Here is a 19,183-nt window from a genome sequence, read left to right on the forward strand (position 1 = left end):
ATCCGCGCGCGACCCGGGATCGAGGGCGGCGGCCGCCCGACGGGAGGCCGCGTGCGGCGCGGTCATGCGGATCGCGCGCGCGGCGGCCGATGCGCCTACACGTTGCGCAGCCACGCGAGCCAGTGGCCGAGCGGCGCCGCGTGTCCCCATGCCGCCTGGGTGAACCACAGCGCGCCGGCCCATGCCGCCGCGACGACGAGCAGGTCGCAGCGGCCGCTGTTCCACCAGTTCAACGAATGACGCTTCCAGAGCCACGGTACGCCGAGCGGATTCGGCCAGTCGGCGAGCAGGTGCATCAGGCCGCCGCACGCGAAGCCGACGAGCGGCGCGGCCCACGGGTGAGGATGGCCGAGCGCGCGATAGCCGACGACCAGCGCCGCGAGCCAGCCGATGCCCCAATGCGTGAGGGTGCGATGCGTGATCCAGAGCCGCCGCGCGCGGGTCCACCACGCGATCTCGAGCCAGTCGGGGGCGGTGCCGCCCGCGACGCCCGCCGCGAACGCGGCGAGACTGCCGATGTGCCACGGTCCCGCCGCGCCCGCCTGCGCGACCAGCGCGGCGGCGATGAGACCCGCGGCCCAGCCGGTCGCGTGATGTGCTGCGTGTGATGCCATACCGGGAAGCGTGGGTGCGCCGCAAAAAACGAAAGGGCGCTATCTTCGCAGATTGCCGCGCGCGGCGGCGCAGGCGGCAGGCAAAATTTCCGATGCCGCCTCGATCGGCCGCCATTTGTCGGCAACGTCCCGGGATGTCCGCCGCGCGGGGCCCGGCGTGCGCGGCACCGCTGCCGAGCGGGCTTTTTGTATACCCGCCGCCGCGTGCTATAAGCGCTGGACAGGCTTCGCTTCAAGTCCCGACGAGGAGATCAACATGGGAGACATGCAATGAGTATCGTGAACCGCTTCAAGACGTCGGGCGCCGTCGCGCTGGTGACGGCCGCCGCGACCGGGTTCATGCCGAATGCGCCCGCCTATGCGAAGGTGTCGCAGCACGCGGTGCTGACCAGTTCGGCGGTCGCCGTCGCCGACAGGTACAGCGCCGACGCCGCCGAGCAGATCCTCAAGGAAGGCGGCAATGCGATCGACGCCGCGGTGGCGATCGCGTTCACGCTGGCCGTCACGTATCCGGAGGCCGGCAATATCGGCGGCGGCGGCTTCATGACCGTCTACATGGACGGCAAGCCGTACTTCCTCGACTATCGCGAGCGCGCGCCGCTCGCGGCGACCCGCGACATGTACCTCGACAAGAGCGGCGAGGTCGTGCCGGGCATGAGCCTGTACGGCTATCGTGCGGTCGGCGTACCGGGCACCGTCGCCGGGATGTGGGAGGCGCAGAAGCGCTTCGGCAAGCTGAAGTGGAAGCAGGTGCTCGCGCCGGCGCTTCGCTATGCGCGCGACGGCTTCGTCGTCGACGAACAGCTCGCGCAGCGCGCGGTGGACGCGTCGAAGGAATTCGGCGGCAAGACCAATTTCGACCGGTACTTCGGCGCGATGAAGGTGGGCGCGAACTTCAAGCAGCCCGATCTCGCTTCGGTGCTGGCGCGCATCTCGAACGACGGCGCGAAGGATTTCTACGACGGCAAGACGGCCGACCTGATCGCCGCCGCGATGAAGCAGGGTGGCGGGCTGATCACGAAGCAGGATCTCGAGCAGTACAAGGCGGTATGGCGTCAGCCGATCGAGGCGAGCTGGAACGGCTATCGGGTGATCACCGCGCCGCCGCCCAGCTCGGGCGGCATCGGCCTCGTGCAGCTGTTGAAGATGAAGGAGGACCGCAAGGCCGATTTCGACGGCGTGACGCTCAATTCGCCGCAATACGTGCACCTGGTCGCCGAAATCGAGAAGCGCGTGTTCGCGGATCGCGCGCAGTATCTCGGCGATCCCGATTTCTATCAGGTGCCGGTCGCGCGGCTGACGAGCGACGCGTATATCGCGAGGCGCGCCGCCGAGGTGAACCCGGCCGCGCCGTCGGATACCAAGAGCGTGCAGCCCGGCCTCGGCACGTCGATGCCGGAGAAGGCGGAAACGACGCACTTCTCGGTGGTCGACAAGTGGGGCAACGCGGTGTCGAACACCTATACGATCAACGGCTATTTCGGCTCGGGCGTCGTCGCGGACGGCACCGGCATCGTCCTCAACGACGAAATGGACGATTTCTCGGCGAAGCCGGGTGTCGCGAATATGTTCGGCGTGGTCGGCAGCGACGCGAATGCGATCGAACCGAAGAAGCGGCCGCTCTCGTCGATGTCGCCGACCATCCTGACGAAGGACGGCAAGGTGTCGCTCGTGATCGGCACGCCGGGCGGCTCGCGGATCTTCACGTCGATCTTCCAGGTGATCAGCAATGTCTACGACTTCAAGATGCCGCTGAAGGAGGCCGTCGGCGCGATGCGCTTCCATCATCAACTGCTGCCGCCGAACACGATCTTCTGGGAGCCGTACCATCCGATCGACGGCGAGCTGGCGAAGGGGATCGAGGCGAAGGGCTATACGCTGAAGGGCCAGAATTTCAGCGGCGACATCCAGGTGATCAAGATCGACGGCAACACGCCGGAAGCCGCCGCCGATCCGCGCGGCCGGGGCGTGACCCGCATCATCCGCTGACGCGGCGCGGTTTCGCGTACAGTAGCGCCGCCGGACAGCGATGTCCGGCGGCGTTTTTTCATGCGGCGCGCCGCGTAGCGCCGCGCATGCCCACTCCCGTTTCGCGAGATATCGCTATGAGTTCCGTCGAAGTCCGGCTTGCCGTGCCCGAGGATGTGCCCGCGCTCGGGCGCCTGTTCGACCTGTACCGGCAGTTCTACGAACAGGCGCCGGACGCCGAGCTGGCCGAGCGCTTCATCGGCGAGCGGATGCGGCGGCGCGAGTCGATCGTTCTCGCGGCGCAACAGGCGGACGGCGCGATCGTCGGCTTTTGCCAGCTGTACCCGACCTTCTGCTCGGTCGAGGCCGCGCCGATCCTGGTGCTCTACGATCTGTTCGTCGCCCCCGCCGCGCGCGGCACGGGCGCGGGCAAGGCGCTGCTGCTGGCCGCGCGGCTGCACGCGGTCGCGGCGGGCGTCGCGCGCCTCGACCTGAGCACCGCGCGCACCAACCGCGCCGCGCAGACGCTGTACGAATCGCTCGGCTGGGAGCGCGACGACGTGTTCTACGCGTACCACCTGACACCCTGAGCGGCTCGCGCCGTCCGGCGTTCAGTTGCGCGCCGGCTCGGCGGGCGCGGCATTGCTCGCGAGGAAGCTGTCGACGGCTTCGAGCGATTGCTCGTCGAGCGTGCCGAGGATGCCTTTCAGTTTCAGTTGCAGCTTCAGCGCGTCGAGATAGCTTTCGAACAGCTTCTGGCGGATGGTCGAGATGTCCGTGCGTAGGTTCAGCGTTTCATAGGTCGTGCTGTAGCCGACCTGATGCGCCTTGATCGACGAGTCGTAGGCGAGCCGCGCCGCCTGCAGCGATTGCTGCAGCGCGCGAATCCGCGTGCCGATCGATTCGAGCGCCGACAGCGTTTCGCGATGGTCGGTGCTCAGCTGCTGCTCGACTTCGCGCAGGCGGTTCTGATATTGCGTCGACACGTGCTCGGCCTCGACCTGCCGGTAATGCACGCTGCCGCCCGAGAAGATCGGGATCGTCACCTGCACGCCCACCGCGCTCTGGTGGAAATCGGATGCGTCGGTCAGACCGCGCAGATTCGGGTTGAGCCCGCGCGAGTAGGAGGCGAACAGATCGACGGTCGGCAGATGTTCGGCGCCGATGCGCTTCGCCGCGAGCCGCGCGACCTGCACGTCGCGGTACGCGCGCTGATAGGAGGGGTTGTCCTGCGGCTGGTAGTCGCCGGACGGAATGCGCGGCGAGGTGCCGCGCATCACGAGGCGGGGCCAGCGCGAAAAATCGATCGCGGAGCCGAGCAGGGTCTCGTAGCGCGCCTTGCGCGCGTCGACCTCGGTGAGCGCGAGTACCGCGTCGGATTGCGAGAGCGCCCGGCGCGCCTCGATCTCGGCGGTGTCGCCGATCGTCTTCATGCCCAGTTGCGCCATCCGGCGCGTGTCGCTTTCGAGCCGCGTGAGCGCCTTCACCTCGTCGTCGGCGGACTGCAGTTTCTCGCGCGCGCTGAGCAGGTCGAAGCAGGCGTCGGATACCCGCAGGATCAGCTCCTGCTTCGCGACCTCGAACTGCTGCCTGGCCGATTCCTCGAATTCCTTCGCGCGGCTCAGGTCGTAGAGATACGGCATGTTGAACACCGCCTGCGTGACCTGCGCCGCGCCGTAGGCGGCCGTGCTGTTGCCGGATACGTCGATGCCGAACAGGTTCGCGTGCGTGCCGTAGCGCCCCCATTCGAGCTGCATGCTGGCCTGCGGCAGCATCTGCGCACGGGCCTGCGGATACTTCTGGCGGGCCGCATCGTACTCGGCCTGCGCCTGCAGGAACTTCGGATCGCTGACGACCGCATGCTGGTACGCCTCGTCGAGACAGAACGCCCGCGCGCTGGAACCGATACTCAGTAGCGCGACTGCAACGCAGGCCGCGAGACCCGTTGTGCCGCCGCCTTTCCGGCCGGTTTTTTTTGTTAAGTGAAAACCCGAATGCCGGAGTTTAGGTGGGGCACACAAATACGTCGTTTCAAACATCGCCGTCTCCGTTGTCCGCCCGTCGTCAAGGGGCGGGCGCCTGCATTGAAACGTTTCAATTGGCGGGTTTAAACAAAGGTATCAATTTGGGGATTGCCAACTGTCTCGAAACTCTTATATAAGGGTATCCGGATCTCTTGTTTCCGGTCTGCGCGCATGATAGCCTGATTTCGGCTCGTAATCGCGGCGATTATTAAATAAATGTCGTTCGGTTATTTACGGCCAGTTGCATATTAACGAAGGTTCTTGACGTCATCTTTATTCTTTACGAGGAGATAGTTATGAAGGTCATGACGATGGAACAGGCCAAACGCGTACACGGCGGCGGCCCGATCAGCTCGCTGGGCAGCCTGGCAGTCGCGGCAGCCCCGGTCGTGACGGCGCTCGGCCAGTTCCTGCCGACGCTCGGCGGCTACCTGCAGAACCCGAAGTCGTACAACAGCAACGGCAAGTAAAGGCAAGTCATCGCCTGCGCGGGGAGGCGCCCCCCGCGTGACATGACGCAATGCAATATTAAACGGTATTCCGTTTCAAATCGCGGGCAATAATAAATATTAACGCGCTCCGATTACGTAACGGCAATAATCAGGAGACGGCGATGTCGAGGCATCCCTGTGGGCGGGTTTTAAAAAATTATTTAAAGCCGCTTTCGGATTGATGACGTCGCTACAAGAGAAAGGCCACCCCGATGCAAGCCATTTCAGAACAGCAGGCCCGCCGGATCAACGGCGGCGGATCGTTGTACTCCGGCTCGGCGGCATACACCGTCGCGCTCGCCAATCAGTCGATCGGCCCCGTCATCAACGGGCTCATGACCCAATACCAGGCTCAGGCCGTCAATCAGCTGAAGATCGCGCTAGGGTCGAGCTGACCCGCGTTTCGAATTCGCCGCCGCTGCGGCCGGACCGTCCGGCCGCAGCGCCCGAGTCGCGTCCGCGCGGCGGCCGTTGAGGCGGCTGTCGCGCGCGGACCGGCATTGCTGTGTTCAGCGCATGTCCGCCTATGCTGTTCAATACGAATAAAGTCAGGCCTGTCCTGCAGGACGAGGTGACGGAGTGCGGTCTGGCGTGTCTCGCGATGATCGCGACCTGGCACGGCCGGGAGACGACCTTGCGCACGCTGCGCAACCGCTATCCGGTGAAGATCGATTCCGGCCTGTCGTTCTTCGATCTGATGGAGATCGCGAACGACCTGGGCATGCGCGCGCGCGGCCTGCAGTTCGACGCGAACGAGATCGACGCGCTGAAGCTGCCGTGCATCCTGCACTGGGGGATGAACCACTACGTGGTGCTGACCCAGGTCGGCTACGGCACCGTGCACATCGTCGACCCCGCACTCGGCGAAACGAAGCTGCCGCTCACGCAGGCGCTCACGCACATCACCGGTTACGCGCTGGAGCTGAATCCCGACATCGGCTTCAAGCATGCCGGCGCGGCCGACCGGATCCGTCTGCGCGACTACCTCGTCGGGCTGACCGGCATCCGCAAGAGCATCCTGATCGGGGTCGCGGGCGGCGTCGCCGCGCAGATGCTGCTGCTGCTCGGGCCGTCCTACGTGCAGCTGACGATCGACGAGGCGCTGAAGAAAACCGACGTCGACATCCTGTACCTGCTCACCATCCTGTTCAGTATCGTGTTCCTGTTCGACACGCTGTACGCGAACCTGGTCGGCAATATCAAGAGCTATCTGCGCAACATCGTGTCGCAGCAGCTGTCGGCCAACATGGTCGGGCATCTCGCGCGCCTGCCGATCGGCTATTACCTGTTTCACAACACCGGCGACTCGATCTCGCGGGTCGCGTCGGTCTCGGAGATCGGGCGCTTCCTGGTGGACGGGCTGATCGGCGGACTGCTCAATCTCGTCACTTGCTTGATGACGCTCGTGCTGATGCTGTACTACAGCCCCGTGCTCGCGGGCATCAGCCTCGCGGGCATGGTGCTGTTCGCGTTGAGCCGGCTCGCGATCCAGCCGCAGCTGCAGGACGCGATGTCGCAGATCCTGACGCGCGGCGCGGAGGCCGACGCGCTGCTGATCGAGAACATCCGGTCCGCGCATTCGATCAAGCTGCTGTCGTCGGAAACGTCGCGCAGCAGCCTGTGGGTGAACGCGTTCACGCAGAAGCTGCAGGCGATCCGGCAGCAGGAGCGTCTGCAGCTGCTGTTCGACGCGATCTCGAAGGGGATCGTGAACGTCGAGCAACTGGTGATCGTCACCTATGGCGCGTGGCTCGTGATGCACGGCCAGAGCACGATCGGGATCATCTACGCATTCATCCAGTACAAGAACCTGTTCGCCGACAAGTTCGTCGATTCGATCCAGCTGTACGTGCGGCGCAAGATTCTGCAGGTGCACATGGATCGCGTGGCCGACGTGCTGCAGACGGAGACCGAGGAGCCCGCGCCCGATGCGGCCGTGCGTTCGGTCGAGCATTTCGACGGCGCGCTGTCGATCCGCGCGCTGACCTATACGCCGAAGGGCGGCAGCCGTCCGATTCTGCGCGACATCCATCTCGACGTGCCGGCCGGCGCGAAGATCGCCATCGTCGGCCGCACGGGCAGCGGCAAGACCACGCTGCTCAACCTGATCTGCGGACTCTATGCGCCCGCGCCCGGCACGGTGCGGATCGGGGACGTCGATCTGGCCGAGGTCAACCTGCGGCTGTACCGCAAGCATATCGCCGCCGTCACGCAATCCGACCAGCTGTTTCGCGGCACGATTCGCGACAACATCACCAATTTCGCGCCCGCGCCGCGGCTGTCCGCGATGTTCGAGGCGGCGCGGCTCGCGTGCATCCACGACGAGATCGAGCAGCTCGACCATCGCTACGACACGCCGCTCGGCGATACGCAGAAATTCCTGTCGGCCGGGCAGATGCAGCGCCTGCTGATCGCGCGGGCGCTCTATTGCGAGCCCCGGCTGCTGATTCTCGACGAATTCTCGTCGAATCTGGACCAGGCGACGACCCACGAGATCTGCCGCAACGTGCTGACGCTGCCGTGCACGATCGTGCTGGTCACGCACGACGCGTCGATCCTGTCGATGGTGGATCGCATCTACGAGATGCGCGACGGCGTGCTGGTCGCGGCCGATGCGGCGCCGCGCGAACCGGAGCTGCCTCGATGAGCCTGCTGCGCCTGTTCCTGTTCAACGCGTTTTCCTATGCGTTCTTCGTCCGGCGCACGGTACGCCGCATCGCGCTCGGCCGTTCGCCGGACCGCGGGCTGCGGATGATGCGGTGGTGCGCGGGCACCTGCCTGCGCTGTTTTCCGTCGATTCGAGAGTCGATCGAGCGGTCGGTCGCGCACATGATGAGCGCGCACCTGAACGACGACCCGGCGCGCATTCGCGGCGTCGCGGACAGCATCGTGCGCGAGCTGTTCGAAGCCGAGCTGGCGGGCCTGATGCTGCGCACGCACAGCCTGGCGTCGATGAAGGCGCTGCTGGACGGGATGGCGTGCCACGGCGAGCCGGCGCTGCGCGCGGCGCTGGCCCGCTCCGGCCCGCTGATGCTCGCGGGGCTGCATTTCGGCAACCTGATGCTGTTCGTCACGAAGCTGCGCTTCCTGATTCCCGACGACCGCAAGCTGATGATCGTGATGCACAAGGATGCCCCCGGCGCGTTTTTCGACGATGCGACCCGCCTTGTCGACGAGTACGGCGCGGGCAAGATCGAGCTGATCGACATCGAGCAGCGCGTGCATCTGCGGCGGCTGGTCGCGAGCCTGCGGCACGAGCAGCCGGTGTTCCTGCTGTTCTCCGACCTGCACGGCCGCTTCGGCAAGACCAATCCGTGCCGGCTCGGCGGCCGCTGGGTTCGGCTGGCCGGCGGCGGCGTGAAGCTGGCCGTCGATCACGACATTCCGCTGCTCGTCGCCTACGCGACGGGCGTGCCGTTCCGCGACCGCTGCGCGATGCATTTCGTCGAGCTGGACGAGCGGGTCGCGCCGCGCATGCTGGGCGACGCGCAAGCCTCGTCGCCGGTGCTGGCGACCCATCAGCGCATCGTCGACAAGCTCGAGGAAGCGCTCGTCGGCCAGCCGGAGCAATGGCATTTCTGGGAGCACTTCACGCCTTACCTGATGCCGTCCCCGCTGCTTGAGCACGCGACGCGCGGCCCCGCGCGCGCGGCGCGCCATTCCTGACGAGCCGACCCCATGCCCCACTGGATCACGACGCTGAGAGAGCAGAAGACCCCGCGCAGGCTGATGCGCGGCACGACGTTCGGCACCGTCATCAACGGTGTCGTCGACGTGCCGGTGTCGATGCGCTTCTTCTGCTACCTGTCGATTGCGATGTTCGCGATGTTCGTGGTCGCGCTCGTCCGGCTGACCTATGCGAACACCGAGAGCGTGATGGGCATGCTGACGCCGCGCTCGGGGCTGATCGGCGTCGGCGCGCCGCCCGGCTGGGCCGTGCGCGACGTGTTCGTCGGCAAGGACCAGCAGGTGAAGGCGGGCCAGAAGCTGCTGAGCGTCACGCGCGACACGAGTTTCGTCACGCAGACGAACAACGTGCAGGGAATGCGCGAGGCGCTGAAGCGGCAGCGCGTGGAGGTCGATCAGCAGATGGACGCCGCGAAGCTCGAATACCAGTCGACGATCCAGCAGATCAACCAGCAGATCGGCGCGCTGGCGGAAAGCCGCGGCCTGATCGACAAGCAGATCCTGGATCAGAAACGCATCATGTCGGAATACGAGGAGCGGCGCGGCCGGGTCAGGCAGCTGCTGGGCGAACAGGTCGTCACGCTGGAACAGTACAACCAGGTGAACACCCAATACCTGCAGGCGAGCCAGGCTTACCAGGATCTGCTGCTGCGCAAGGCCGACCTGGTCAAGAACGTCATGAAGCTGCGCGGCGATCTCGATACGCTGCAGAACAAATACGACGGCTCCAACGCCGAGCTGAAGATCAAGCAGGAGGAGCTGAACTCGAAGGAATTCAATATCGACGAGAGCGTGAACCAGGTGCTGTACGCGCCGGCCGACGGGCAGATCGTGCGGCTCGATGTCGTGAAGGGCAGTGTGATCGACCCGCCCGGCACGCGGGTGGTCGAGATCCTGCCGGCCAAGGCGGACGGACTGATCGCCGAGCTGTACATCCCGTCGTCGAAGGCCGGGTTCGCGAAGCCGGGGCAGGAGGTGAAGCTTGCGTACGGCAGCTATCCGGTCGAGAAGTTCGGCACCTATCGCGGCACGCTGCTGTCGGTCTCGCCGGTCGCGTTTTCCGCGAAGGAGCTGAATCTGCCCGCCGAGTCGGGCACGCCGCAAACCTACTTCAAGAGCTGGGTGGCGCTCTCCGAGCGCACGCCGAGCTTCGAGGGCAAGCCGCTCGGGCTGAAGGCGGGCATGACGCTGAAGGCGGACATCGTGCTGGAGAAGCGCAGCCTGCTCGAATGGCTGTTCGAACCGCTGTACCGGATCCGTCAGCGCATGTTCGGCACGCCCGCTTGACGCGATGCGGATCGGCAAGCCGCACCGCCATCCCGATCCGCCGCGCCGCGCGCCGCTCGCGCGCTGGCTGGGCGCGACCTTGCTCGCTTGCGCCTGTTCGGCGCAGGCGCAAGCGCAGGCCGGCGGCGCGCGTTGGCAACTCGGCGCGGACGGCATCGGCTTCTATCCGGGCGGCGATGCGCCGGGCTTCGACGCCGAGGCGTGGGGGCCGACGCCCGACCCGTCGGCGGCGCGCGCAGCCGCGCCGGTGCGGCCCGTGCCGGCGTCCGGCGCGGCGCCCGAGCCGCCAGCGCGCAGGCTGTCCGATCAGACCATCACGCTGGGACTGGCGAGCGCGGCGCGAACGGCGCGCCCGCCCGGTGCCGAGGGCGACGACGGCATCGGGTTCGCCGACGCCGGCCCCGATCGGGAGGCCGATGTATCGCCCGGCGCGGCCCACCGAGGGGATTCGGACGCTGGATCGGCGCCCGGCGCCGCCTACGACGACACCCCGATACGTCCGCCCGCCGGCGCGTCGCCGCGCTTCGTCGCCGGCGTGCGCTACGATCGGATGCCCTACGAGCTGCATCCGATCGATCCCGATCTGCTGCCGGACTTGCCCGTCGCGCAAGGGCCGTCGCTGCTCGAACAGCTCGAGGGCGACGATCGCAACATGATCGGCATCGGCTGGCATTTCGTCGCGACCACGGGAAAATCGACGCCCGTCACGACCAAGACCAGCGCGCTCGGGCTCGGCAGCTTCGTCAACGCGGGCAGCGGCGTGTCGCTCAGCAACACGAACACGCTGGCGTTCACCTTCACGCACTTCTTCACCGAACACCTCGCCGCCGAACTCGGCGCGGGGATTCCGCCGGTGCTGACGCTGCGCGGCCACGGCAGCATCGGGCTGCCGTTCGACAAGATCTTCCCGGGCGTATCGGGCAAGCTGCCGCTGATCGATCTCGGCAACGGCAACAGCAATCCGCTCGGCACCACCCGCGCGTGGCTCGCGTCGACGATCTTCAAGTACTACCTTGGCGGCCGCGAGGACCGCTTCCGGCCGTTCGTCGGCCTGGGCGTCAGCTATGCGCGCTTCACCAACACCAATCTGAACCCGGTGTTCAGCGGCAAGCTGGCGTCGCTGGGCGGCCTGCTGTCGGCGGGCAATGCGATCGGCAACCTGCAGGCGCTGCTGCAGGATCCGAACGCGATCGAGCGGCTGCTGCAGGCGGGCGCCGATCTGGCGCTGCCCGCGCGCACCAACGTGTCGGCCACCATCAAGAGCGTGTGGCAGCCCGTGTTCGCGATCGGCGCGAGCTACCAGCTTACCCGGCGGCTGTGGGTGACCGGCATGGTGACCTATATTCCGCTGCGGACCACCATCACGCTCGACATCAGCCAGCCCAACAAGCTGCTGGCGTCCAACACGACCGACATCTCCGCGAATCCGGTGCTGGGCACGCTGCTGCTCAACTATCGGTTCTGAGCGGGGCGGCGGGTGTTCCGGCGCCCGTAATTCTTCTGACATCCAGGCCTGCGATAATCGCGGGGAATGCCCAGCGACGCTGAAGGAGGCGCGAGATGAGCGAGAAGGACAAGCCGGCCGACATGGCTCCGCTGCACGAACGTCAACGCCGCTTCGAGGAGGATCTGGTCGACGCGTACGACGAAGAACTCGAAATGGAGTTCGACGACCGCCGTTTCGATGGCGACGATACGCTGTTCAGCGCCGAGCATCGCGAGGCCCGCAAGCACTATTTCCGCGAATTGTTCCGCCTGCAGGGCGAGCTGGTGAAGCTGCAGGACTGGGTGGTCAGTACCGGGCACCGGCTTGTCGTGATCTTCGAGGGCCGCGACGCGGCGGGCAAGGGCGGCGCGATCAAGCGGATCACGCAGCGCCTGAACCCGCGGGTCTGCCGGGTCGCGGCGCTGCCCGCGCCGAACAATCGCGAGCGGACTCAATGGTATTTCCAGCGCTACGTCGCGCATTTGCCGGCGGGCGGCGAGATCGTGCTGTTCGACCGCAGCTGGTACAACCGCGCGGGCGTCGAGCGCGTGATGAATTTCTGTACCGATGCGGAGTACGAGGAGTTCTTCCGCTCGGTGCCGGAGTTCGAGAAGATGCTGGTGCGCAGCGGCGTTCAGATCGTCAAGTACTGGTTTTCGATCACCGACGACGAACAGGAGGTGCGTTTCCACAACCGCATCGAGGATCCGCTCAAGCAATGGAAGCTGAGCCCGATGGATCTGGAGAGCCGGCGCCGCTGGGAAGCGTATACGGCGGCGAAGGAGGAGATGCTGGCGCGCACGCACATCCCGGAGGCGCCGTGGTGGGTCGTGCAGGCCGTCGACAAGAAGCGGGCGCGGCTCAACTGCATCCATCACTTGCTGGAGCAGGTGCCGTATCACGAGGTGGAGCGCGAGGTCGTGCAACTGCCGATGCGCGAGCATCACGACGACTATATCCGCCGGCCGGTGCCGTCCACCATGATCGTGCCGGAGCTGTACTGACGCGGCGGCCGGGGCGCCGGCGGAGGCGGCCGCGCACCGGCCTACAATACGCGTCATCGCCTCTTTCGACGCCACGCCCTTGAAACGCAAAATGCCCGCGCTGAATGCGCTGAAAGCCTTCGAGATGGCCGGCCGCACCGGCAGCTTCACGCGGGCGGCCGAACTGCTGAGCGTCACGCAGAGCGCCGTGAGCCGGCAGGTCCGGCAGCTCGAGGCGCAGCTCGGCGAGACGCTGCTCGAGCGCCGCCACCACCAGCTCGAACTGACCGCCGCGGGCCGCGTGCTGTTGCGCGCGCTGCAGCAGTCGTTCGACAAGATCGAGCTGACGGTGCGCAGCCTGCAGGAAAAAACCCATCTGAACCGGCTGCGCGTGAACGTGCCGCCGACCTTCGCGGCGCGCTGGCTGATGCCGCGGCTGGGGCGCCTGCGAGACCAGCATCCGGAATTCGCGCTGAGCCTGACCACGCGCACGCACGACAGCCTCGGCCAGTCGCGCGTGCTCGATTGCGCGATCCGTTTCGGCGACGGCGAGTGGGATGAATTCGACAGCGTGCTGCTGATGCAGGAGCAGCACATTGCGGTGTGTTCGCCGGCGCTGTACGCACGGCTGCGTCAGGACGGTGCACCGATCGACCTGAACCGCTTCACGCTGCTGCACGTGCTCGCGACCGACGAGCAGCGCTACCTCACCTGGCAGCATTGGCTGAAGGCCGCCGGAATCGCCGATGTCGACACGCGCGGCGGCTACGAATTCGACCTGCTCGATCATGCGATCCGCGCGGCGGTCGACGGGCTCGGCATCACGATCGCGGACCGGCACATGGTCGCGCGCGAGCTGGCGGCGGGGCAGCTGATGCAGGTGCTCAACGTGCACGTCGACGGCCATCAGTCGTACTGGTTCGTCACGCGGCCGGAGCAGACCGCGTTACCGCATCTGATCCAGCTGCGCGAGTGGCTGCAGCAGGAGGTCTGGCTCGCGGAACACAGCCGGGCGCCGTCGACGCCCGCGCCGGCGCCGCTCCAGGCACGGCTGTGAGCGGCGCCGAGGGGATTGACAAAGGCGCGGGCATCGACGAAGCTTGCGTGCATGGACCGTCACTGCTTCCGCGTCGCGCACATTATTATTACCCTCATTCATCGAATGGTGGGTTAGCGCGCGTCTGAACGCAGTCACAGCAACCCGCCCCACGAGGCGGGTTTTTTGTTTCCGTCTCCAGGGCATGAAAAAGCACGCAGGAGCTTGTCATGCAGACCCTAGACGCGACCACGGCCACGCTCGCCGATTCGTCGGACGATACCGAACACGCGCCCCGTCCACTGGACGATTACCTGAAACGGGTGCTGACCGCGCGCGTCTACGACGTTGCGCGCGAGACGCCGCTCGAGCCCGCCCGCAATCTGTCCGCCCGGCTGCGCAACCCTGTCTACCTGAAACGCGAGGACACTCAGCCGGTGTTCTCGTTCAAGCTGCGCGGCGCGTACAACAAGATGGCGCACCTTTCCGCCGACGCGCTTGCCCGCGGCGTGATCACCGCGTCGGCGGGCAACCATGCGCAAGGCGTCGCTTTTTCCGCCGCCTGGCTCGGCGTCAAGGCGGTGATCGTCGTGCCCGTGACCACGCCGCAGGTCCAGGTCGACGCGGTGCGCGCGCACGGCGGCCCGACGGTCGAGGTGATCCAGGCCGGCGAGTCGTACAGCGATGCCTACGCGCATGCGCTGAAGATCCAGCAGGCGCGCGATCTGGCGTTCGTCCATCCGTTCGACGATCCGTACGTGATCGCCGGCCAGGGCACCGTCGCGATGGAAGTACTGCGCCAGCACCAAGGTCCGATCCACGCGATCTTCGTGCCGATCGGCGGCGGCGGGCTGGCCGCCGGCGTTGCCGCGTACGTGAAGGCGGTGCGCCCCGAGATCAAGGTAATCGGGGTGCAGACCGAGGATTCGTGCGCGATGGCGCAATCGCTGCGGGCCGGCAAGCGCGTCGAGCTGACCGAGGTCGGTCTGTTCGCGGACGGCACGGCGGTGAAGCTGGTCGGCGAGGAAACCTTCAGGCTGTGCCGTGCGTATCTCGACGAAGTCGTGACGGTCGATACGGATGCGCTGTGCGCCGCCATCAAGGACGTGTTCCAGGACACCCGCAGCGTGCTGGAGCCGTCGGGTTCGCTCGCGGTCGCGGGCGCGAAGCTCTACGCGGAACGCGAGGAGATCGAGGGCCGCGCGCTGGTCGCGATCACGTCCGGCGCGAACATGAACTTCGACCGGATGCGCTTCGTGGCCGAGCGCGCCGAGGTGGGCGAAGCGCGCGAGGCGGTGTTCGCGGTCACGTTGCCGGAAGCGCGCGGCAGTTTCCGGCGGCTGTGCGCATTGATCGGCGAGCGCAACGTGACCGAGTTCAACTACCGGATCGCCGACGCGCAGGTCGCGCATCTGTTCATCGGCGTGCAGATCAAGCGGCGCGACGAATCGGCCGCGATCGCGCGCGCCTTCGACGCGCAGGGCTTCGCGACGATCGACCTGACCGGCGACGAACTGGCGAAGCAGCATGTGCGGCATATGGTCGGCGGGCGTTCGCCGCTCGCGCGGGACGAGCGGATCTTCCGCTTCGAATTCCCGGAGCGGCCGGGCGCGTTGATGAAGTTCCTGTCGTCGATGGCGCCGGACTGGAACATCAGCTTGTTCCACTACCGCAACCAGGGCGCCGACTACAGCTCGATCCTGGTCGGCCTGCAGGTGCCGCAGGCGGATTGTCCGGAGTTCGAACGCTTCCTCGACGGGCTCGGCTATCCGTATCGGGAGGAGAGCGCGAATCCGGCGTACCGGCTGTTTCTTGGCTGAGGGCGGGTCAGGCGCGCAGCGCGTGTTTGCGTCGTGGGATGCGGCAGGCGGAGGTGTCGCGGTGCGATCGGCGAGTCGCGGCCGCTCGCCGCATGCGTGCCGGGCGGCGCGAGCCGATCGACGGGCGATGGGCGATGGGCGACCGATCGCGATCGGAAGTTTTCCTGTCCGCACGATGCGGTGACAGCCGGTCGCCATGAGCGCGCCGTTGGCGAGCCGGAAAGGTGTAGGGACAACCTCGTGAGGCGGAGAGGGCGAGCGCGGCGCGACGATATGGTGTCGACCCGGACGTGCGTTGCGCGCGCCGCTTGCATACCGTTCGCTACCTGAGCTTCCAGATGCCCCAGATGGCGATCAGCAAGCCGGCGCCGTAGCCGACGGCCAGCAGGATATAGGTGTTCATGACCGGTCCTCGATGCGAAGGTGAGGCGATGCACGCGCATTATCCGCGCCGTGTCGCGCGGTTCGCGCTTGTAATGCGGGTGAAGGGCGAAGGCAGGTCGGCCGACAGCGTCGGGACGCTACAATCAGGCGCCGTATCCTACCTACGCCTCCTTACAAAACGCATGTCGGGCTCGTCCGTTTCCAGATCGAATCTTCCTTGGGGCCTGCGCTGGGTCGCGCTGTGGGGCCCGGGCCTGCTCGTGATGCTGGCCGATTGCGATGCGGGCAACGTCGTCACCGCCGCGCAGGCCGGCGCGCAATGGGGCGCGCAGCTGCTGCCGCTGCTGCTGGGTTTGATTCCGCTGCTGTACGTCGTGCAGGAATTGACGGTGCGGCTCGGCATCTTCACCGGGCGCGGCCACGGGGAACTGATCCGCACGCACTTCGGTGCGGTCTGGGCATGGATCTCGGCCGCGGGGCTGGTGGTTGCCGTGCTGGGATCGCTGGTGACGGAGTTCACCGGCGTTGCCGGGGTCGGCGAGATGTTCGGCGTGCCGCGCGCGTCGAGCCTGCCGCTCGCGGTGCTGGCATTGATCGCCGTCGTGCTGACGGGATCGCACAAGCGGGTCGACAAGATCGCGATCCTGATCGGCGGATTCGAACTGATGTTCTTTGTCGTCGCATGGCGCGCGCAGCCGGACTGGCACGCGCTGACCGCACAGATGCTGCATCCGCCTCTGCATGACGCCGGTTTCGGCTATCTCGCCGCCGCGCTGATCGGCGCGACCTTCAATCCTTGGATGGTGTTCTACCAGCAGGCCGCCGTCGCGGACAAGCGGTTGATGCCGCGCGACTACCGTACCGCGCGGATCGAGACGGCGCTGGGTGCGGTGCTCACACAGACCTTGACGGGCGCGGTGCTGGTCGCGGCGGCCGCGACCCTGTCCGGGCACGGCGCGACGCATGCGCTGCAAAGCGTCGGCGAAATCAGCACGGCGCTCGAAACGGTGGTCGGCGCTTCCGCCGCGCGCGTGCTGTTCGGCGCGGGCGTGCTGGGCGCGTCGATGGTCGCGGCGATCGTTTGCTCGTTGTCGCTCGCGTGGGGCCTGGGCGAAGTGGCGGGCTACCAGCGTTCCCTCGACGACCGGCCCGCGCGCGCGCCGTGGTTCTACGGGATCTACGTCGCGGCCGTCACGGGTTGCGCGGGCATCGTGTGGATCGCGCCCGATCTGGTGTCGCTGAACGTCGCCGCGCAGGTGGTCAACGCGGTGATGCTGCCGCTCGTCGTCGGGTTGCTGATTGCGCTGAGCGTGACCGCGTTGCCGGCCGCGCGGCGGCCGCGCGGCCTCTATGTGTGGAGCGTCGCCGCGATCGCGCTGGCGGTGAGCGTCGCGGGCATCGCGGGCGCCGCGGCCGGATGGCTGTCGTGACGAGGCGAGGCCGGCCGGGCGGTTGCGGCGGCCGGCGCGCGCGACGGCGGCGGGGCGGAGTCGCGTCCGGCCCGGGCGTGCCGCGCGCCGTCAGTGCGAATGGCGGTGATGGATGTCGGGGAAGTGCGCGTGCGTATGCGTAATCGGCGTATGCCGGTGCGGATGAGCATGCGGTTCCTGTCCGTCCCAGTCGAAGTCGTGATCGTGCTGGTGATGTTCGTCGTGACGGTGGCGGTGGTGGTGTTCGAGCGAGGAATGCGTGTGCGCATGTTCGTGACGTTCGCGCAGATGCAGCCACACGCCGAACGCCATCGATGCGGCGGCCGCCCAGAACAGCGGGGACGGCCATGCCGGCCACAGGATCAGCGACAGGCCGACGCCGCACAGCGGCGCGATCGAGAAATAGGCGCCGGTGCGCGCGGTGCCGAGATTGCGCAGCGCGACGACGAACAGCACGAGGCTCACGCCGTAGCCCGCGAAGCCGGTGAGCATCGCGGCGGCGGTCTGGGCCGCGCCCGGCGGCGCGGCGCCGAGCCGCCACGCGATCAGCAGGTTGACGGTACCCGCCGTCAGGCCCTTGACGCAGGCGATGGCGACGGCGTCGTGAGTCGAGATCTTGCGGGTGAGGTTGTTGTCGACGGCCCAGCACGCGCATGCGGCCGCCACCAGCAGCGCGCCGGCGGGAAGGCCGGCCGCGCCCGGCTGCCAGGACAGCAGCACGCCGCCCGCGACGATCGCGATCATGCCGACGAAGATCTGCCCGTCGACGTTTTCACGGAACACGATCCACGCGATGAGCGCGGTGAACACGCCCTCCAGATTCAGCAGCAGCGAGCCCGTGGCGGCCGGCGTGGTCGTCAGGCCGAGCATCAGCAGGGCCGGGCCCGCCACGCCGCCCGCCGCGATCGCGCCGGCGAGCCACGGGAGTTCGGCCAGCGGGAAACGGCTTGCCTGACGCCGGGCCTCGGCGCCGCGCGCGGTCAGCCGGCGGACCAGCATGACGGCTGCGAGGCCCGCTCCGCTGCCGAGATAGAACAGCCCCGCGACCAGGTAGGGCGACAGCGAGCCGAGCAGCGTTTTCGCGAGCGGCGTGGTGGCGCCGAACAGCGCGGCGGCGAGCAGGGCGGTGAAGGCGGCGTTCAGGCGATGGGCGGGCATGGGGGCTCGGGGGCGTCGGCGGGATGGCGCGAAGTTGGGGGCGTCCGCGGCCGTACCGAGGACGGTGCGTTTTACGACGGATGCGTGAATTGATCGAGGTTGATGCCCAGCTCGCCCGCCATATGCTCGACGAGTGCCTGCAGACGGGCCAGCTCGGCCGCGAGATGCTTCTGTTCGGCCTTCAGCGCCTCGAATTCGGCGGGCGATCCGGCGCTCTCGGACGCGCCTGGGCCGGATGTTTCAACCGGTGCCATCTCGCCGCACAGCAGATGCATCCAGCGGCTTTCCCGTTCCCCCGGCGTGCGCGGCAGCTTGATCGCCAGCGCGGGCTGGCGTTCGGCGAGTTCGTCGAGGAACGCCTCGACCGACGAGATGTCGGCGAAACTGTGCAGACGCGCGGAGTTCAGGCGCAATTCGGCGGCCGTCTGCGGGCCGCGCAGCAGCAGCAGCGTCAGCAGCGCGGCCGACTGGGTCGGGATGCCCAGCACCCGGTTCATGTTGTGCTCGAAGCGCGGCACCCGGCTGCTGCTGCCCTCCGACACCAGGCTCAGGCGTTTGAGGCCGTCGATCGCGGTGAGGATCTCGGCTTCGGTGACGTTCATCACGGGCGCGCGCGCGGTTTTCTGGTTGCAGCCCGACGCCAGCGCGTTGAGCGATAGCGGATAGGTGTCGGGGACCGTGTGCTGCTTTTCGATCAGCACGCCCAGTACGCGGGCTTCGAGTGGCGTCAGCGCGCGGATCGCGTGGCGCGGAATGCTTTCGGGAGTGGAATTCATGTCGATGATGTCGCTCTGTGCCGCTGCTGCGTGGATGCC

17 protein-coding genes are annotated in these 19,183 nt (G+C 67.1%); 13 read left to right on the forward strand and 4 right to left on the reverse strand.

What is annotated here, in order from left to right:
- Window positions 1-95: 95 nt before the first annotated feature.
- Complete coding sequence (locus RZR99_RS01525; protein ID WP_323117949.1) at window positions 96-614, reverse strand: metal-dependent hydrolase; 519 nt, start codon at window positions 612-614, stop codon at window positions 96-98.
- A gap of 10 nt (window positions 615-624) precedes the next feature.
- Here RZR99_RS01525 and RZR99_RS01530 point away from each other — a divergent pair, with 10 nt between their 5' ends.
- The 3 genes from RZR99_RS01530 (at window position 625) to RZR99_RS01540 (ending at window position 3,172) form a co-directional block, all read left to right on the forward strand.
- Window positions 625-888 (forward strand): hypothetical protein, encoded by a 264-nt coding sequence (locus tag RZR99_RS01530; protein ID WP_323117950.1) that lies wholly within the window; start codon window positions 625-627, stop codon window positions 886-888.
- Complete coding sequence (gene ggt / locus RZR99_RS01535) at window positions 885-2,603, forward strand: gamma-glutamyltransferase (RefSeq protein WP_323117951.1); 1,719 nt, start codon at window positions 885-887, stop codon at window positions 2,601-2,603. The genes RZR99_RS01530 and ggt overlap by 4 nt, the downstream gene beginning before the upstream one ends.
- Before the next feature lie 116 nt (window positions 2,604-2,719).
- Entirely contained in the window at window positions 2,720-3,172 is a 453-nt protein-coding gene (locus RZR99_RS01540) for a GNAT family N-acetyltransferase (protein ID WP_323117952.1), read from the forward strand.
- A gap of 21 nt (window positions 3,173-3,193) precedes the next feature.
- Here RZR99_RS01540 and RZR99_RS01545 read toward each other — a convergent pair whose 3' ends face one another.
- Window positions 3,194-4,621 carry a TolC family protein gene (locus RZR99_RS01545; protein ID WP_323117953.1) on the reverse strand — a complete coding sequence of 476 codons (1,428 nt, stop codon included), beginning with the start codon at window positions 4,619-4,621 and terminating at the stop codon, window positions 3,194-3,196.
- Between the two features lie 281 nt (window positions 4,622-4,902).
- Between RZR99_RS01545 and RZR99_RS01550 the strand changes: the two genes are divergently transcribed.
- The 10 genes from RZR99_RS01550 (at window position 4,903) to RZR99_RS01595 (ending at window position 17,210) form a co-directional block, all read left to right on the forward strand.
- Window positions 4,903-5,076, forward strand: a complete 174-nt coding sequence (locus RZR99_RS01550) for a hypothetical protein (protein WP_323117954.1) — start codon at window positions 4,903-4,905, stop codon at window positions 5,074-5,076.
- A 233-nt stretch (window positions 5,077-5,309) separates the two neighbouring features.
- On the forward strand, window positions 5,310-5,492 hold the full coding sequence (locus tag RZR99_RS01555) for a hypothetical protein (protein WP_323117955.1): 183 nt from the start codon (window positions 5,310-5,312) through the stop codon (window positions 5,490-5,492).
- Window positions 5,493-5,623: 131 nt separating this feature from the next.
- On the forward strand, window positions 5,624-7,744 hold the full coding sequence (locus tag RZR99_RS01560) for a peptidase domain-containing ABC transporter (RefSeq protein ID WP_323117956.1): 2,121 nt from the start codon (window positions 5,624-5,626) through the stop codon (window positions 7,742-7,744).
- On the forward strand, window positions 7,741-8,763 hold the full coding sequence (locus tag RZR99_RS01565; RefSeq protein ID WP_323117957.1) for a hypothetical protein: 1,023 nt from the start codon (window positions 7,741-7,743) through the stop codon (window positions 8,761-8,763). The genes RZR99_RS01560 and RZR99_RS01565 overlap by 4 nt, the downstream gene beginning before the upstream one ends.
- A gap of 12 nt (window positions 8,764-8,775) precedes the next feature.
- A complete protein-coding gene (locus RZR99_RS01570) occupies window positions 8,776-10,071 on the forward strand; it encodes an HlyD family efflux transporter periplasmic adaptor subunit (RefSeq protein ID WP_323117958.1) in 1,296 nt (431 codons plus the stop codon).
- A gap of 10 nt (window positions 10,072-10,081) precedes the next feature.
- Window positions 10,082-11,536 carry an OmpW/AlkL family protein gene (locus RZR99_RS01575; protein ID WP_407655389.1) on the forward strand — a complete coding sequence of 485 codons (1,455 nt, stop codon included), beginning with the start codon at window positions 10,082-10,084 and terminating at the stop codon, window positions 11,534-11,536.
- Window positions 11,537-11,631: 95 nt separating this feature from the next.
- Window positions 11,632-12,561 (forward strand): polyphosphate kinase 2, encoded by a 930-nt coding sequence (gene ppk2, locus RZR99_RS01580; protein WP_323117960.1) that lies wholly within the window; start codon window positions 11,632-11,634, stop codon window positions 12,559-12,561.
- Window positions 12,562-12,652: 91 nt separating this feature from the next.
- On the forward strand, window positions 12,653-13,597 hold the full coding sequence (locus RZR99_RS01585; protein ID WP_323118028.1) for a LysR substrate-binding domain-containing protein: 945 nt from the start codon (window positions 12,653-12,655) through the stop codon (window positions 13,595-13,597).
- Between the two features lie 209 nt (window positions 13,598-13,806).
- Window positions 13,807-15,396: a threonine ammonia-lyase, biosynthetic gene (gene ilvA / locus RZR99_RS01590; protein ID WP_323117961.1), complete on the forward strand. Its 1,590-nt coding sequence runs from the start codon at window positions 13,807-13,809 to the stop codon at window positions 15,394-15,396.
- Window positions 15,397-15,962: 566 nt separating this feature from the next.
- Window positions 15,963-17,210: an NRAMP family divalent metal transporter gene (locus RZR99_RS01595; protein ID WP_323117962.1), complete on the forward strand. Its 1,248-nt coding sequence runs from the start codon at window positions 15,963-15,965 to the stop codon at window positions 17,208-17,210.
- A gap of 90 nt (window positions 17,211-17,300) precedes the next feature.
- Here the strand turns inward: RZR99_RS01595 and RZR99_RS01600 are convergent, their stop codons facing one another.
- Complete coding sequence (locus RZR99_RS01600) at window positions 17,301-18,368, reverse strand: DMT family transporter (protein WP_323117963.1); 1,068 nt, start codon at window positions 18,366-18,368, stop codon at window positions 17,301-17,303.
- A gap of 71 nt (window positions 18,369-18,439) precedes the next feature.
- The gene (locus tag RZR99_RS01605) at window positions 18,440-19,144 is read right to left on the reverse strand and encodes a YceH family protein (RefSeq protein ID WP_323117964.1); all 705 of its coding nucleotides are present in this window, start codon (window positions 19,142-19,144) and stop codon (window positions 18,440-18,442) included.
- Between the last annotated feature and the right edge of the window lie 39 nt (window positions 19,145-19,183).

It is taken from the genome of Burkholderia alba, from assembly GCF_034721475.1.
In the GTDB taxonomy this organism is placed as follows: Bacteria; Pseudomonadota; Gammaproteobacteria; order Burkholderiales; family Burkholderiaceae; genus Burkholderia; species Burkholderia alba.